Raw genomic sequence first — 16,627 nt, forward strand, 5'->3', positions numbered from 1 at the left:
TATGAAAAACGACAATCAGATATTTGGAATTAGAGCCATTATTGAAGCCATACATTCGGGCGCAGTTATAGATAAAGTATTTATTCAGAAAGAAGCTCAGGGCGACTTAATGAAAGATTTAATGAAAGCTATAAAAGCGAATAATGTCAATTTTAGCTATGTACCTGTAGAAAAACTGAATCGTTTTACTTCTTTAAATCACCAAGGGGCTGTGGCTACAATTTCGCCAATTGCTTTTCACGATTTAGATACGTTAATTGAACAAACTTTAGAAAGTGGTAAAACGCCATTGTTTTTAATTTTAGATCAATTATCAGACGCGAGAAATTTTGGTGCAATTATTAGAACAGCCGAATGTGTTGGCGTTAATGGAATTATTGTTCAAAAACAAGGTTCCGCTCCAGTAAATGGCGACACTGTAAAAACAAGTGCTGGTGCCGTATTTAATATTCCAATTTGTAAAGTAGACCATATTAAGGATGCCGTTTTTCATTTACAAAGTTGCGACATCAAAACCGTAGCTGCTACAGAAAAAACAGAAAACACCATTTATGATATCGATTTTAAAGTTCCAGTAGCGATTATTATGGGTAATGAAGAACGTGGTGTAAACCCTTCTGTGTTAAAAGTGGTGGATGAAAAAGCAAAATTACCGATGTACGGAACTATTGAATCTTTAAATGTTTCCGTTGCCTGTGGTGCTTTTTTATATGAAGTTATTAGGCAGCGTCTTTTGTAATTAGACAATTATCTAATTTTTCATTTTCAAAAAATCATAAATCACCTTTACTGAAGATTTAAAGTACGAATCTACTTCTGTTTCTTCAATACTTTCAGATTTTGGTGGGTTTATAAAATTGCCGTTTTCGTCAAATTGTTTAAAGAAAGGTTTATCTGTTGGATCAAAATCTGGATGTTCCCAATCATAAAAAATTGGTGCCGAAAATTGAGGTGTTTTTATAAAAATTCCCATAATCAAACCCGTTACAAAACCAGCAAAATGTCCTTCCCAAGACACGCCTCCGTTTAACGTTTCTGCATTGGGAAACATATACCATATAATACCTCCATATAATAATACAATGGTTAATGATAAGGCGACTAATCGGTAATATTTAGTTAAAATTCCTTTAAAAAAAATAAAGCTTACCAAACAATACACCAATCCACTTGCACCAATGTGATAGGAGTTTCTACCCAAAAGCCAGGTTCCTAATCCTGTAAATAAAATACCTAAAAATAATACTTTAAAAAACTGTTGGCGGTAAAAATACTTCAAGGCCATCACCAAAAAGAAAATCGGAATAGAATTATTAAGTAAATGTTTGAAATTTCCGTGAATAAAAATATGTAACGGAATGCCTCGTAAACCTTTAACCGTCTTAGGTAAAATTCCGTATTGATACAGTTCTGGAAAATAATGCAAATTCAAAGAATACGTCATCCATAACATCATTACAAAGAGCAACGGAAATAGAAGCACAGAAAGTGAAAAATAAAAATTTTTATCTATAGACGATTTAATCATATTTAAGAAAAGTCAAAAATGAAGCCAAAGTACAAGATATGAAAATTTGGCATATCATATTAAAATTAAAAAAAATTGTTTGAGAAGATTGCATTGTTTAAATTTGCTTTATGACAATACCTTTAGCAGAACGAATACGTCCGAAAACTTTATCCGAATACATTAGCCAATCTCATTTGGTTGGCGAAAACGGCTCGTTAACCCAACAAATTGAAAAAGGAATTATTCCGAGTTTAATTTTATGGGGACCTCCAGGAACAGGAAAAACTACCTTGGCACAAATTATGGCACAGGAAAGTAAACGCCCGTTTTACGAATTGAGCGCTATTAATTCAGGTGTAAAAGACATTAGAGACGTAATTGAAAAAGCAAAACAAAGCGGTGGTTTATTCACAGCTAAAAATCCTATTTTATTTATTGATGAGATTCATAGATTTAGTAAATCGCAACAAGACTCGCTTTTAGCGGCAGTAGAAAAAGGCTGGATAACTTTAATTGGCGCCACAACTGAAAACCCAAGTTTTGAAGTCATCCCTGCACTTTTGTCACGATGTCAGGTATATGTTTTAAATGCATTTACAAAAGAAGATTTAGAAAACATCTTACACAGAGCAATTGCTGTAGATGACTATCTAAAAACCAAAAATATTAGTTTAATTGAGACAGAAGCCTTACTTAGATTATCAGGTGGTGATGGTAGAAAGTTATTGAATATTTTTGAATTGGTAATTAATGCTACCGATACTTTGACAGGCTCAGCAATAATAGAAATTACTAATGAAAAGGTAATGCAATTGGTTCAAAAAAACACAGTGTTGTATGATAAAACAGGTGAACAACATTACGATATTGTTTCAGCATTTATAAAATCAATTCGTGGAGGCGACCCAAACGGCGCAGTATATTGGTTAGCCCGAATGATTGAAGGTGGCGAAGACGTTAAATTTATTGCTCGTAGAATGCTAATTTTATCAAGTGAAGATATTGGAAACGCCAATCCAACAGCATTTATTATGGCGAATAATGCCTTTCAAGCTGTGAGTACAATTGGTTATCCAGAAAGCAGAATTATTTTGAGTCAATGTGCGATTTATTTAGCCACTTCTGCAAAAAGTAATGCCAGTTATATGGCCATTGGAAAAGCCCAGCAAGTAGTGAAACAAACGGGAGATTTAGCGGTACCAATCCATTTACGAAATGCGCCAACTAAATTAATGAAGGAATTAGGTTACGGGGAGGAATATAAATATTCACACGATTTTGCTAATAACTTTGCTGAACAAGAATTTTTACCAACCGAAATTTCTGAAACTACATTTTTTGAACCAGGCGAAAATGCCAGGGAAAAAGAAATTCGTCAGTTTTTAAAAAACAGATGGAAGAATAAATATGGGTATTGATTGGGTGTTGGGTTTTAGGTGAAAGGTATAGGGTGTTAGTCGTAAGGAAATTAACCTTTTTACTAAAACAAATACTCTTCAACCATATATTTACCATCAATATAATATTCGAAAATACCTTTTTTATCTGTTTTTGTAAAAACACCATTTGCACCCTCTTTGTAAGCAATAAAAACATTAAAGTTTTTAGTTTTTTGCAGAAACAATAAAACATTTTGCTCCGTCCCTCCAATTTCAAAATCACGAGAATAATCTAAACTTTTTTCAAAACTACAATTTAAAAACGTTTTAAATTCTGAAATTTTTGGTGTATCAACTAGTTCTGGTGTTGCAACAACTTCTTTTGTAAATGTTACATCAGGTTTGTATTTTTTCAATTCTGGGCTTAACAATTTAATTGTTTCAATATAAGCGTTTTGAATGTCTTTTTCTCTAGTTTTTACTTCCGCCGTTTCAAACAACAAATTATTTTGACAATCTCTAATTTGAAATTTGATTTTTCTTACAAGCAAATTGCTATTGTCAATTAAAACACCTGTTAAAGCATTACATTTATTTTGTGCAATCTCTATAGGCAATTCTTCATCATCAAAAAACACTTGATAACTATTTGATATCAATATAGCTTTTAGCATAGTATTAATATTATACGTGTTTTTTTCTTTTTGAAATTCGTATTTGTTAGAAATAATAATCACTTTATTTTGTTGAGCAAAAGAAGTGAATGATAAGAAAACGAGTACTAAAATTGAAAAATTTTTCATCATAATAAATTTTTTAATTGGGTTAAACTTTGTATTTGAATAATTTGATTTTGCGAAATCATTTCCGCTTTTGGATTAAAATAAACTGCTTTTATTCCGAAATTTTGGGCTCCTAAAACATCTGCTTCAAAACTATCACCAATCATTATGCTTTCTGTTTTAGAAGCATTTGCAGAAGTTAACGCGTGTTTGAAAATATTTTCGTGGGGTTTTTTATGCCCCGCTGCTTCCGAATTGGTGATGGTAACGAAATATTTATCTAAATTACTTTTTTGTAATTTTACATCTTGTACAAATGAAAATCCATTGGTAATAATATGCAAAACATATTTATCTTTTAAATAGTCTAACGTTTCAATTGTACCTTCTATCAAATGATTATTTGAAGTTAAATACTCAATAAACAAATGTGAAATGGTATTTATTTGATCTAATGAAATCTCAAAATTAAGTGCTTCAAAAGTGTCTTTAACGCGACTCACACGAAGGGTTTCTTGATCAATCTCATTTTTTTCATACAATTTCCAATACGCAACATTAATTGGATTATAAATATCCATAAATTGTTGAGAATTGATATTGAAATTTAGTTCTTGAAATATTTTTTCAAAAGCTAAAGCCGAATTTTTTTCAAAATCCCAAAGCGTATGATCTAAATCAAAAAAAATATGTTTTATATCTTCCAAATTTATTTTCCTTTTACAATTTCAGCATTATCACAATTATAAATCCAATCTTCTACATCGTCTTCATTTGGACGGAAAGTACCTTTTATTGTTAAATACGTATCCGTTTTAAGTTTTGGTGTAGCGCCTTTAAATTTTATCCCCATAATAGTTTCTGGTCCTGATTTCCCACAGAAAAAACAAGAAGCAAAAACATTCTTACTTAAAGCATAATTTTTGTTATCAATAGGTACAATAAATCCACTCATTACAATGGTTTTCTTAGCTAATTTTTTCAATTTTGTGTTAATAACCGGAAAATCAACTTCGCCATAAGAAGCGTGTTTTTTCTTCAAATATTTAATTTCGCCCAACAATTTCCAAGTTAATGTATCTGCTGAAACAAAAACTCTTTTTGAAGATGTATAAGTGGTTACTTCTCCTTGATTTTGAAAACTGAATAAAAAAACGCCAATTAATAAGGCCATTATTATTTTTACTGAATTACGCATTTGCTAAAGTTTTTGATATTTTAATAGTGTATGCTTTTATAGCAGGAATTAAGGCAGCTATTAATCCAACTAACAAAGTTAAACCAAATAAAAGTCCTTCTTTTTCCCAAATAATTTCCATAGGATTAAATCCTAATTTAAAATCAGATTCTGATGCTTTTGATAATAAGACTATTCCGACTCTACCTAAAATAGTTCCAAAAAAATACCCTACAATACAAAGTAAGATACTTTCAAGTAAAACAACCAAAAGCAGTTGATGTTTTTTGGCACCATTTACACGTAAAAGGGCAAATTCAGCTTTTCTTTCTTTTAGGGTATTGAATAAAGCAATGAAAATTGATATTCCTGAAATTAGCATAATTCCGAATGCTAAATATTTCAACGCATTTAAACCCACTCCAAACATATCAAACAATCTGTTCATTTGATACGTAGGCAAAGCAGCTTGCATTTTTGTGTTCTGTGCGATAATATTTGGCCACATAAAAACACCCATTTTGTTTTTAAACTCAATTAAAACAGAAGTTATTTCCATATTTGGCTCATCTATAGTCATATCCGATTCGTGAGCATCATGATTACATTCTGCTGTATGAACATGCTCTTCATCTTCATGCACATGTCCAGGCTCCCCGTGAGCAGGATTTTCGGCAACTTCTTCGTGACCTTCTTCGTGGTGCATTTGCCAAACCGTTGGAATATTCGATAAAATTAAATTATCTATAACTTTTCCAGTCTTAGTAGCAATTCCTACAATGATATATTCTCCGTGGTCGTGTACTTCGCCTTCTGCAGCACTTCCGTGTGTTCCTTTAAAAGTATCTCCTACTTTTAAATTTAATTTTTCAGCAACATCAGCGCCAACTACTACTTCAAAATTATGCTCGAACAATTTCCCTTCAGCTATTTTAGCTTGATATTTTTCTATATAATTTGGAGTAGTTCCGACGATTTTAAATCCTACATAATTATCGCCATACGCTAACGGAATGGCTTTTTTTACATACGGATGTTGCATCCAAACTTTGACTGAATCGTAACTAATATTTCCTGTTGGATCATCAACTTGATATACTGATGAAAGTACAAGTTGAAGAGGACTTCCTTGAGCTCCAAGTACCAAATCGACACCATCTAAATTGCTTTGGTATTTTTCTTCGAATTGTTTTTCAACTAAAATTAAAACTGTTATAATAGCTACTGAAGCAGTTAATAACAAAATACTCAAAATGGTGTTTAATGGTTTAAACCAAATATTTTTCCATGCTAATTTTCCGATCATACCATTGTAATTTGATTGGTGAATTTGGCTTTAATACGACTATCATGCGTAACAATAATTAAAGCGGCTTTATATTCTTTAGATAATGATTCCAATAACTCAATTACATTGTCTGCATTTTTATCATCTAAACTTGATGTGGGTTCATCGGCTAACAACACTTTAGGTTCATTAATTAATGCTCTTGCTATAGAAACACGCTGTTGTTGCCCAACACTCAATTGACTTGGTTGTTTGTGCGCTTGCTCTAAAATATCTAATTTGTTTAATAATTCTTTGGCGCGTTTTGTGTGCTTTTTGCCAGTAGCTAACCAACTTGCCATTTCTAAATTTTCTATAACGGAAAGCGAAGCAATAAAATGAGATTTTTGAAAAACCACACCAATATTTTTACCTCTAAAAGTATCCGCTTTACCAGCTTTAAGATTTGTGAAATCGGTATTATCAATAAAAATTTCACCAGAATTGGGTTGCAATAAACCTGCTAAAATGTGCAAATAGGTGGTTTTTCCTTTACCTGAATTTCCTGTAACCAAAATGGTACTTCCTGCCTGGCAAAATAAATCAGGCATAATGAAATTTTGATTTTTATCGTAAGAAAATGTTATATTTTTTGTGCTTATCATTTTGTTCTGTATTATGTGGCAAGATAAGAATATTGAAATAAGATTGAAAACGTATTAACAAAAATTTATCTCAATCAATCAAAAAGCAGTTATGCTTCGTAATCTTCAACTAATAATCCTTTTTCTTCATTGTAATAAATTGCTAATGAGCCATCAATAAAATCAAAATGAATAAAGTTTTCGTTTCTGTTTTCGTAATCATTTACTGTATTTACAGATAAAAGAGGTGTTTTAATTTTATCTTTCCAAATAGTAGCTGCGCTCACATCTACTCTTTTTAACGAAAGTACTTCTTGAAATTTTTCGTCTAACATTTTTTGTTCTTCCTCAAAATTGTAGTTTAAAGAAATTGTATAACCATTATCTTCTTCATTAATTTTGAAAAAATAAGTAGTTGTTTTATCAAAAACAATTTCAATAGTGTCCACAAAAACAAATTTTTCTTCAGGATTGACTAAATTAATCCAAAAATGATAAAAAATAGCCGAAATATTTTGATGCTGTTTTATTTGTGAAACTAATCTTAAATCTTGTTTGGTAAATTGATATAATTCGTTCATTGTATTGACTGTAAATTTATTTTGCAAAAGTACATTTTCTATTTTAAACACATAGGCACATAAGTTTTTTTTATCAAGAATAAATCTTTGTACCCATACTAAAAAATACCTGAATCTTTAAAACTTAAATAACCAAATTCAGTAATAATAATGTGATCTAATATTAAAACGTCTAAAGTTTGACCTGCAACTTTTAGCTTTTTAGTCAATTGTAAATCGGGTTCACTTGCTTGTAATTTGCCAGAAGGATGATTGTGACATAAAATTATTGAAGTGGCATGATATTCAAAAGCCGTTTTGAAAACCATTCTATTATCAACCACAGTTCCTGTGATGCCACCTTTACTAATTTGCGATTTATGAAGTACTTTATTAGAATTATTTAAATACAACACCCAAAATTCTTCGTGGGGTAACTCTCCAATTATGGGTTGCATAATTTCATACACGTTTTTACTTGAAGTGATTTTTGGTAATTCGGTTGCTTCTTCCAACCTTCTTCTTCTGCCTAATTCTAAAGCGGCAACAATACTTATGGCTTTAGCTTCTCCGATACCTTTAAATTGAACTAATTGATGAACTGAAAGTTTACTAAGCTGATTAAGATTATGGTTTGATGCGGCTAAAATTCGCTGACACAATTGTAGTGCGCTTTCATTTCTGGAGCCTGAACCTATTAATATAGCTAATAATTCCGAATCGGATAAGGTTGATTTACCTTTAAGTTGAAGTTTTTCTCGTGGGCGATCGTCTTCGGCCCACTGATGAATTGGCGTGTACATAAAAAAATTATTTTGGTGTTTATAAAAATCAAATTTAATAAAAAAAATGAAACCAAAAAATAATATTTTATACACAAAAAACCCTACGAGAGTCGATAACTCATGGAGGTTTAAATCATTGGCAAATTGACTAATTGTCTAATCGACCAATTGTTTCACTTCATCAAAATTCAATCCACCATAATTCCCCGAACTCATTAAAAGTAAAGCGGAATTATTAAATTCTTGAGCAAATAAATAATCTTTAAATTCTGTTGGATTGGTATAAATTATTAAATCTTTTCTATTGAATGCTTGTGCAATTTGTTCATAAGAAACTTCATCTAGTTGTTTGATTTTTACCGCATCTGGCGAATAAAAAACAACCGCAACATCTGCTGCGTCTAATGCGCCTTCGTATTCTTTTAAAAATTCAGCATTCAAACTACTATAAGTGTGTAATTCTAAACAAGCAATTAGTTTTCTATCTGGATATTGATCTTTTACTGCTATTGTAGTAGCTGAAACTTTACTTGGTGAATGAGCAAAATCTTTGTAAGCCACTTTATTACTACTTTCTGCAATTTTTTCTAAACGCTTACTTGCGCCTTTGAAAGTAGCTATCGCTTCGTAAAAATCAACCTCATCTACACCCATACATTGGCAAATCCATTTGGCTCCTGCTAAATTATTCAAATTATGGGCGCCAAAAACTTCAATAGGCATTGGTCCTTCAGGCGTGTCTAACAAAGTCGTTCCCTTTTCAACAGTATAACTTGGTGTTTGATAAGCAATTTTACGAATTGGATTCGTAGTTTCTTCAGCCACATGTTTTACGGTTACATCTTCTTCATTATATACTAAAATACCACCATTTGTAATTTGCGAAGTGAAAATACTAAATTGTTCTACATAATTTTCAAACGTAGGAAACACATTGATATGATCCCAAGCAATACCTGAAAGTAAGGCAATATTTGGTTGATATAAATGAAATTTTGGTCGTCTATCCATAGGAGAAGATAAATATTCATCGCCTTCTAAAACTATAAAATCGTTAGTTTCTGTAAGATGCACCATCGTATCAAAACCTTCTAATTGTGCGCCAACCATATAATCCACTTCAATGTTATGATAATGCATAACGTGTAAAATCATAGAAGTAATAGTTGTTTTTCCGTGAGAACCACCAATTACAACTCGAGTTTTATTTTTAGATTGTTCGTATAAAAATTCAGGATACGAATAAATTTTCAATCCTAATTCTTGTGCTTTTAACAATTCTGGATTATCTTCTTTTGCGTGCATCCCCAAAATAACTGCCTCGATATCCGTTGTGATTTTTTCTGGAAACCAACCCATTTCAATAGGCAATAGTCCTTTTTTCTCTAAACGAGATTTAGAAGGTTCAAAAATAGCATCATCGCTACCTGTTATTTGATATCCTTTATTATGTAACGCTAATGCTAAATTGTGCATGGCTGCTCCGCCAATGGCTATGAAATGTGTACGCATTTTGTATGGTTAATGGTTAAAGGCATTTGGTGAAAGGTAACGTATACCATTTACCAAAAACCCTTTACTAATTACTTTTTAATATTTTGTGCTTTTTCTTTGTCTTTTAACTTATACATATATAAATCATACAACTTATCATACGTTATGGCTGATTTACCTAATTGATGTGCTTTTATCAAATTTACTTCTGCAGCTTTATATCTTTTGTAATACACATCAATATAGCCTTTGGCTAAATAACCTTCACCTTTTGAAATGGCCATAAGTTCATCAGCATACTTTACTGCTTTGGTTTCACTACCGCCAATAATTCCTGGCAATTCAATATATAACATTACTAACGCCCATCTGGATTCAAGGTGTTTTTTATCCAAATTGGCAGCGGTTAAAAAAGCAGTTTCTATATCGCTTATCATACCAAGCGCTTTAAACTTATTAATAGATTTGGCTTTCATTCCTAATGCGCCGCCATATTTATACCAATAAGTAGCACTGTTTGGATTTTGAAGTTTTAATTTTTTATAATAAGAAATTGCAACATCCCATTTTTTTGAATTTCCTGCAATATCACCTAAATACTCAATTGTTTTTTGATGATTGGGAGCCGATTTTAAATAACTTTCAAACAATCCTTTGGCTTCTTCAAACTTTTTTTCTTTGTATAACTTTTCAGCTTTCTCAAATAAAGTCTGAGAAAACATGCATTGAGAAAAGAGTAAGAAAAGGAATAGAATTTTTTTCATAATTTTAAATTATTTTCAAAAATAAGAAAACATTTCGTTTTTTTCAATAAAAAAGAGCTGCTAATACTTGTTTTATTTATTTAAAAGGATGACGTTGCTGCCAAACGGTTTCGGGTTCTAGATTTTTAAATATTTTTCCTAAAAATGTATTGACTAATTTGCTGCTGTGATAAATAAAACCCGACATCATAACTGGTGTTGCTCCAATAGAACTTTTAATTTCTAATGCCGTTCTTCCGAAAATAATTTTTTTGAAATTATGAGAAATTCCGAATTCCGTCATGTTATATAACATATTCAAATACAACATTTTATTTTTTTGAACTTGGTCGTCGTATCCTAAAAAATACGTTTCTAAAACATCGTCATTTATTAAAACAGAATGAAAACCAATAAGTTTTTCTTCCAAAAAATAACCAAAAATTTTAAAGCCATCTCCACATTGTTTTTTAAATGTTGAAAAATGGTTTTCTGCCAAGAAAAAAGTATTAAAAGGTGCGTTTTTAGCTACATAATGATATAATTCATTTATTCTTGATTCAAATAAAACTACCTCATTTACATCTAATTCTTTTACAGAAATTCCTTCAAATTTTTTGTGCGCTCTTTTGTATTGGTCTCTATATTTTTTTGAAAAGGCGTTATAATAATCATCATTTGAATTCCAATTTGATGGTATTTCGAAAATCATATTAGGTTGTGTTTTGAATTCGTAAACTTTATCGAAAGCATACTTTTTAAATTCGACAGCACAATTTTGATAAAAATCCTTAAACGAAACCAAATGAATTTTAATCCCTTTTTGTTTGAAATACGCCTCTAATTGTTTTGAACTTTGTCTCAAAATAAAACTAATATCTTTAAAACTAATATCTTTGTTGAAAGCAAAAGCATTTTGACCGGTAATCATGTTATTTCCAATAAACAATGTATGTGAAGCAAAATTTCGAAAAATAAAATTACGTATAATTTTTTTAAAATGATTATCTCTTTCACCAAACGATTCTAATTTATTTAAATCTAAATATTGGGCTAAAGAAACACCAATTAGTTCAGAATCTTCATAAAATCCAATATAAAAACATTGCATATTTGTTGGAGCTGAGCGTTGTAAAACCTCTAAATAAGGCAATTGCAGAAAATGGTTTTCAGCAGCAACTGCATTCCAATTTTCTGGCAAGTTTTTACAAGTTTCGAATATTTTTATAGTAATTTTTTCCAAGGCATAAAAAAGTCCCACAAATGTAGGACTTCTATTTTATAAATAAATGTTAATTCTAATTATCTAGTAAAAAATACTAGTTTTAATGTACATCATCGGTTCGATATTTACAACAGCCATGGATTTTCGAATATTGTTCGTCAGTAGCTTTAACATCTTTAGTGTCATGACCTGCTTTTGCAATTGCTTTTTCTACGTCTAAAACAGTACATTTTGTTTCATCAATAATTAAATGTAAATCTTGATGATCTGCATGCCAAGTTGCACTTTTAACTCCTTTTACAGAATAAGCGGCTTTTTCGATTCGTTTTTTACACATTTCACATACGCCATTGACTTCAACTTCTACTTTTTTATTTTTATTAAGTTGTTCTTGTGCGTTTGCGTTCATTCCCAAAAAGGCAATTAAAAGTACTACTACTATTTTTTTCATAAATTTGGTTTTTACGAGGAACTTGGCAACTAATCCTCAAGTTAATATCTATAATTTTTATTTGAACACAGATTATATAAATTATTTAAATTTTAAAAAATCTGTTTAATCTGTGTTGCACTATTTTAATGATTATTATGATTTTCTACTTCTTTTTTATCTTTTATTTTAAATCGTATTCCTGCATAATACATCGTACCAAAAACTGGGCCATAAATCATGGTGCTATCAAAATAGGGACTGTTCGGATTATCCGAAGCAATTATGGCATTCTTCTGTTTAAAGTTTCCTAAATTTTCGGTTCCTAAATACATTTCAAATGTACTTGAAAATGTTCGTGTTATTTGCGCATTTACAAGCTGATAACTTGGCGTATATTCAGTCAATTGATACTGAACTGGATTTGCTTGTGTATTTGGCAATCTTTGCTGACCAATCCAATTAAAAGTGGCATCAAATTTCCATTGCTGTCCTTTTTCCAAAATATGCGTTTCATAAGCTATGTTAGCAAAGAAACGATTTTTAGCTTGTAAAGGTTTATCTAATAATCCGGTCGCATAATCGGTTTTAACATTTAAATATTTATAGGCCGTTCTAACATTTAAATGCGTCATTAAATTAATATTCCATTCAATTTGAAATGATTCTGCAAAACTTTTTCCATTTAAGTTAGAGAAAGTCACTTGCCTTGCATTTTCCAAATCCACCACAATTTGATTGCTGAAATCTGTTTTATAATAATCCACAACCAATTCATGTTCTTTTCCAAAAAGATAGAATTTCTGAATAAAACTTGTTCCATAATTCCATGCTATTTCTGGATTTAAACCATATAATTTTCCGTTATCATTTTTAATAACAATATCTCTAGAACTAGCCAAAACATTTATGTTTTCAGCAAAAATATTTGAGGCTCTTTTTCCTCTTCCTGCAGAAAAACGGAACGTAGTTTTTTCGAACGGATTATATTTAATATGAGCTCTAGGTGTGAAAAATAAGCCCAATCTGTTGTGATTGTCCGCTCTGGCACCTAAAACGAAACTGAAATTATTTAAATTATCGAAAGAATATTCAAAAAACGAACCAATTGAAGTATCAATTCTGTCATATTCCGCCATAAAATTGGCTTCTAAATGTTCTTCAAATGTATCATAATTAAAATTCAAACCCGTAATGAATTTATGCTTTGTATTGTTAATAATCGAATTAAAAATAAGGTTTGAAAAATAATTTTTATGATGAATATGATGTGTTTTATCTCCAAATTCAGAATGCATTTTATTATACTGAAAGGCTTGTTGAAAACCAATACTTTGAAAAGGCATATCTGGATAAACATATCCAATTTTGTTGGAAATTTCTATTTTATCTGTATTCACATGGCTTGTCCATAAATTGGGATTCATCACCATTTCATGCGAATTGTCGTTTATGGTTCCACCCGTTTTTTCATCTGAAAAATATTTTATATTTAAAAACGAAACGATTCCTTTTTCTGCATGATTGTATTGCCAACGATTTAAAATATTAACTTGTTTTCCTAAGGGATTGTCTAAAAACCCATCGTGATTCATATCATTTTTACTAGTTCTGGTATTTCCGTGAACTAAAACTAATGAACTTAATTTATCTGAATATTTATTGCCAAAATGAGTATTAATCTCATATCTGCCATCATTAGAGGCATAAACATTAGCAAAAAACGGGTCTTCTTTTTGAGGTTTAATTAACTCATAATTTATTTGACCCGAAATACTTTCATATCCATTTACTACACTCCCCGCCCCTTTTGTAATTTGAATACTTTCTGCCCAAGTTCCAGGAATAAAATTTAAACCTGTTGCCTGCAACGCACCTCGAATGGCTGGAATATTTTCTTCACTCATTAAAATATACGGACTAGTTAATCCTAACATTTTAATTTGTTTATTACCTGTAACGGCATCAGAAAAATTTACATCAATAGACGGATTTGTTTCAAAACTTTCCGATAAATTACAACACGCCGCTTTTTGTAATTCGCCTTGCGATAAATTTTGCGTATTGGTAACTGCTTTCTGTTTTCTACCTAACGTATTTTGCTTCTTTACAATAGTTACAGTTGCAATATTGCTTTCAGAAGCTGTTTTTTCTAATTGAATAGTAAAATCAGATTTGACACTTTGTTGCATTTGAAGTGTTTGAAAACCTTCTTTTTCTAAAATTAATACTAGATTTCGGTTTCCTTGAATTAAAGTAAACGAGCCATTTTCATCAGAATACAAAATGGAATTTAATTCTGAAATTGTAATTTTTACCTTTGCGACAGGAGAATTTTCCTTGTTAATAATTTTTCCTTGAACGCTACTTTGTGCTAAAGAAAATAATGGCATTAAGACCAAAAATAAGATTTTATACATAATTAATTAATAAAGTTTATAATTTAAAAAACTAAAAACGATATAAATTATGCGTAAAAAATAAGTTGAGAATAGAGTTTATAAAAAGGCGGTGCGTTAGAATTACAATAGTAATCTACATTTTTTTTATTTGAATAAAAGCAAGCTGTTTTAGCAAAAAATTCAGGTGTTTCATTTAAAAAATGTACAGCAGAAAAATCAAATTGAAAATCTTTTAAAATAGAATAATCAATTTTGTTTTCGGTATTGATTTCCTCATTGGAACAACAACCTTCTTCTTCCGATTCTATAGAATCTGAAGCGCAACAAGAATCTTCAGATGCAGAATCAATTAATTTATTATTTTGATATACTAAAGAGACATAAGCAATTTGGTCATTACAAAAATGCAATACCAAACTAGCGCTACTATTTACTAATAAAATAAATAATGCTAAAAAAATACTTGTGTGTTTTTTAAAATTCATTAGCGCAAATTTATGATATTTTTAAATAACTTATTGTTTATTAACACTTTTTTGATAAAAAAAAGCTGGAACAAATAAAATTAAAAATAAAGGTTGAATCAGAAACCTTCTAACATAGAAAACAAATAAATAATCTGGCGATTTAGAAAAATGTAATAAACTGAAAAAGATTACAATTAAAATAATAAAAAATAATGACAATAAAAAAGAGGTAAGTTTTACTATTGAAATGTCTTTAAATAAAAAATAAACTATCATAACTGTAAATATGCTGTTCATAAAATACCTATATAAAAGTCCTAAAAACAATTTAAAAGTATTAAATTCAGGTGCCATTTTATTTTTCGTATCACTATGAAAAAAATCTAGAAAAGGATCATAAAACAACTCTTTTTCAAACATTCTTATTAGCAATAGGGCAATTACCAAAATGCCAATAATTGCAATATCTAAGATTTTACTTTTTTTCTTTTGCATACGCTGAAAATTTTAGCACCCAAACAATCCATAATATAAAAACTACTCCATAAATAACCAATGGGAAAAGAATGTCGTGTAAAAAAGTGCCGTATTCTGGATATTTATAAAGCCCTGTAGTTAGCATAGCAATTCTAAAAATATTCAATATGAAAATCAATATCGAACCCAAAAAAATATATAAAAAAGTAGCAATAAATTTATTTGAAAAGGCAAATATAAAAGTAGCAAATAAAATAATTACGCTTACCGAATTACAACCTTCAACTATCCGGGCAATGTATTTGGAATTATAGATGACTTTATATGATGGCTCAAATTCATGTTTGAATATCTCACAATCTGCACCAAAAAAAACAAGCGTATTTTTTGTTTGTTCTGCTACAAAATGCGTAATACCATCAATTTCATTATTTTGTGTGTGGCATTGATTTAAATAAAACGAGTATACTATCGTAACTATAAAATAGCACAAAAGAAATTTCGCCAGAAAAATAAAAAATACCTTATGTTGCTGAAATATGTTTTTCAAAATTTTAATTTTAACAAAAATATAATTTTTACTTTCTTATTTATGTATAATTTTACAAAAAAATAAAAAATGGAATTTGAAAATATAAAATCAGAAGTAAAAAACATCATTAACAGTAATGAAAATAGAGATGAAAAGCTTATTCGTATTTGTCAATTATTACAAGATTCCATTTCATATTACAATTGGGTTGGATTTTATTTTGCAAATCACGAAACCAAAACATTACATCTTGGTCCTTATGTTGGGGCTGAAACCGATCATACCGTTATACCATTTGGAAAAGGAATTTGCGGACAAGTAGCAGAAAGCAATGCCAACTTTGTTGTTCCTGACGTTTCTGCTCAAGATAATTATATTGCTTGTAGCTTTACTGTAAAATCTGAAATTGTGGTGCCTTTATTTGTAAACGGGATAAATATTGGTCAAATTGATATTGACAGTCACGTTATCGATCCATTTACAGAAGCAGATGAACGTTTTTTAGAATTTGTAAACGAAGAAGTAGCTTCACTTTTTTAATTTTTTCTAAATAAAATCATTGTTGTCCGATTAAAAATTTTAATATAATTTTAAAGCTATGATTACGAACTGTTTAACTGCTTAAATTACATTTCGCCTTATTTTTTAATGTGATGCAATCAAATGAAAAATTTTGCCACGGATTTCACGGATTTAGCGGATTATCACCGATAAAATCTGTGAAATCTGTGAAATCTGTGGCAAAAAAATAGG

19 protein-coding genes are annotated in these 16,627 nt (G+C 30.1%); 3 read left to right on the forward strand and 16 right to left on the reverse strand.

Annotated elements, in window-relative coordinates:
* Position 1 precedes the first annotated feature (1 nt).
* Positions 2-739, forward strand: a complete 738-nt coding sequence (gene rlmB / locus ABWP78_RS07990) for a 23S rRNA (guanosine(2251)-2'-O)-methyltransferase RlmB (RefSeq protein WP_353170361.1) — start codon at positions 2-4, stop codon at positions 737-739.
* 12 nt (positions 740-751) lie between these two features.
* On the opposite strand, the gene ABWP78_RS07995 is transcribed toward rlmB, so the two are convergent.
* Entirely contained in the window at positions 752-1,528 is a 777-nt protein-coding gene (locus tag ABWP78_RS07995; protein ID WP_353170363.1) for a rhomboid family intramembrane serine protease, read from the reverse strand.
* Between the two features lie 110 nt (positions 1,529-1,638).
* On the opposite strand from ABWP78_RS07995, the gene ABWP78_RS08000 reads away from it, so the two are divergent.
* Positions 1,639-2,928: a replication-associated recombination protein A gene (locus tag ABWP78_RS08000; protein WP_353170365.1), complete on the forward strand. Its 1,290-nt coding sequence runs from the start codon at positions 1,639-1,641 to the stop codon at positions 2,926-2,928.
* 62 nt (positions 2,929-2,990) lie between these two features.
* Here ABWP78_RS08000 and ABWP78_RS08005 read toward each other — a convergent pair whose 3' ends face one another.
* The 15 genes from ABWP78_RS08005 to xrtF all read right to left on the reverse strand — a co-directional run bounded on the left by ABWP78_RS08005 (position 2,991) and on the right by xrtF (position 15,835).
* Entirely contained in the window at positions 2,991-3,695 is a 705-nt protein-coding gene (locus tag ABWP78_RS08005; protein ID WP_353170367.1) for a hypothetical protein, read from the reverse strand.
* Entirely contained in the window at positions 3,692-4,378 is a 687-nt protein-coding gene (locus ABWP78_RS08010; protein WP_353170369.1) for a YjjG family noncanonical pyrimidine nucleotidase, read from the reverse strand. The genes ABWP78_RS08005 and ABWP78_RS08010 overlap by 4 nt, the downstream gene beginning before the upstream one ends.
* 2 nt (positions 4,379-4,380) lie before the next feature.
* Positions 4,381-4,869, reverse strand: coding sequence for a hypothetical protein (locus ABWP78_RS08015; RefSeq protein ID WP_353170371.1), 489 nt, complete (start codon positions 4,867-4,869; stop codon positions 4,381-4,383).
* Entirely contained in the window at positions 4,862-6,154 is a 1,293-nt protein-coding gene (locus ABWP78_RS08020) for an ABC transporter permease (RefSeq protein ID WP_353170373.1), read from the reverse strand. Before ABWP78_RS08020 ends, ABWP78_RS08015 begins: the two co-directional genes overlap by 8 nt.
* Complete coding sequence (locus tag ABWP78_RS08025) at positions 6,151-6,780, reverse strand: ABC transporter ATP-binding protein (protein ID WP_353170374.1); 630 nt, start codon at positions 6,778-6,780, stop codon at positions 6,151-6,153. The genes ABWP78_RS08020 and ABWP78_RS08025 overlap by 4 nt, the downstream gene beginning before the upstream one ends.
* A gap of 89 nt (positions 6,781-6,869) precedes the next feature.
* Positions 6,870-7,340 carry a hypothetical protein gene (locus ABWP78_RS08030; protein ID WP_353170376.1) on the reverse strand — a complete coding sequence of 157 codons (471 nt, stop codon included), beginning with the start codon at positions 7,338-7,340 and terminating at the stop codon, positions 6,870-6,872.
* 98 nt (positions 7,341-7,438) lie between these two features.
* On the reverse strand, positions 7,439-8,122 hold the full coding sequence (gene radC / locus ABWP78_RS08035) for a RadC family protein (RefSeq protein WP_353170377.1): 684 nt from the start codon (positions 8,120-8,122) through the stop codon (positions 7,439-7,441).
* 138 nt (positions 8,123-8,260) lie between these two features.
* On the reverse strand, positions 8,261-9,616 hold the full coding sequence (locus ABWP78_RS08040) for a UDP-N-acetylmuramate--L-alanine ligase (protein ID WP_353170379.1): 1,356 nt from the start codon (positions 9,614-9,616) through the stop codon (positions 8,261-8,263).
* A 71-nt stretch (positions 9,617-9,687) separates the two neighbouring features.
* Entirely contained in the window at positions 9,688-10,362 is a 675-nt protein-coding gene (locus ABWP78_RS08045) for a tetratricopeptide repeat protein (RefSeq protein ID WP_353170381.1), read from the reverse strand.
* A gap of 76 nt (positions 10,363-10,438) precedes the next feature.
* Positions 10,439-11,584 carry an 8-amino-7-oxononanoate synthase gene (locus ABWP78_RS08050; RefSeq protein ID WP_353170383.1) on the reverse strand — a complete coding sequence of 382 codons (1,146 nt, stop codon included), beginning with the start codon at positions 11,582-11,584 and terminating at the stop codon, positions 10,439-10,441.
* 82 nt (positions 11,585-11,666) lie between these two features.
* Positions 11,667-12,017 (reverse strand): heavy-metal-associated domain-containing protein, encoded by a 351-nt coding sequence (locus ABWP78_RS08055; protein ID WP_353170385.1) that lies wholly within the window; start codon positions 12,015-12,017, stop codon positions 11,667-11,669.
* A 125-nt stretch (positions 12,018-12,142) separates the two neighbouring features.
* Positions 12,143-14,416 carry a TonB-dependent receptor gene (locus ABWP78_RS08060; protein ID WP_353170387.1) on the reverse strand — a complete coding sequence of 758 codons (2,274 nt, stop codon included), beginning with the start codon at positions 14,414-14,416 and terminating at the stop codon, positions 12,143-12,145.
* 47 nt (positions 14,417-14,463) lie between these two features.
* Positions 14,464-14,883 (reverse strand): HYC_CC_PP family protein, encoded by a 420-nt coding sequence (locus tag ABWP78_RS08065; RefSeq protein WP_353170389.1) that lies wholly within the window; start codon positions 14,881-14,883, stop codon positions 14,464-14,466.
* 30 nt (positions 14,884-14,913) lie between these two features.
* Positions 14,914-15,360: an exosortase F system-associated membrane protein gene (locus ABWP78_RS08070; RefSeq protein WP_353170391.1), complete on the reverse strand. Its 447-nt coding sequence runs from the start codon at positions 15,358-15,360 to the stop codon at positions 14,914-14,916.
* The gene (gene xrtF, locus ABWP78_RS08075; protein ID WP_502905477.1) at positions 15,341-15,835 is read right to left on the reverse strand and encodes an exosortase family protein XrtF; all 495 of its coding nucleotides are present in this window, start codon (positions 15,833-15,835) and stop codon (positions 15,341-15,343) included. The genes ABWP78_RS08070 and xrtF overlap by 20 nt, the downstream gene beginning before the upstream one ends.
* A 126-nt stretch (positions 15,836-15,961) precedes the next feature.
* On the opposite strand from xrtF, the gene ABWP78_RS08080 reads away from it, so the two are divergent.
* Positions 15,962-16,414, forward strand: a complete 453-nt coding sequence (locus ABWP78_RS08080; RefSeq protein ID WP_353170393.1) for an XrtF-associated fRMsr-like GAF protein — start codon at positions 15,962-15,964, stop codon at positions 16,412-16,414.
* Positions 16,415-16,627 lie beyond the last annotated feature (213 nt).

It is taken from the genome of Flavobacterium sp. (assembly GCF_040402955.1).
In the GTDB taxonomy this organism is placed as follows: domain Bacteria; phylum Bacteroidota; class Bacteroidia; order Flavobacteriales; family Flavobacteriaceae; genus Flavobacterium.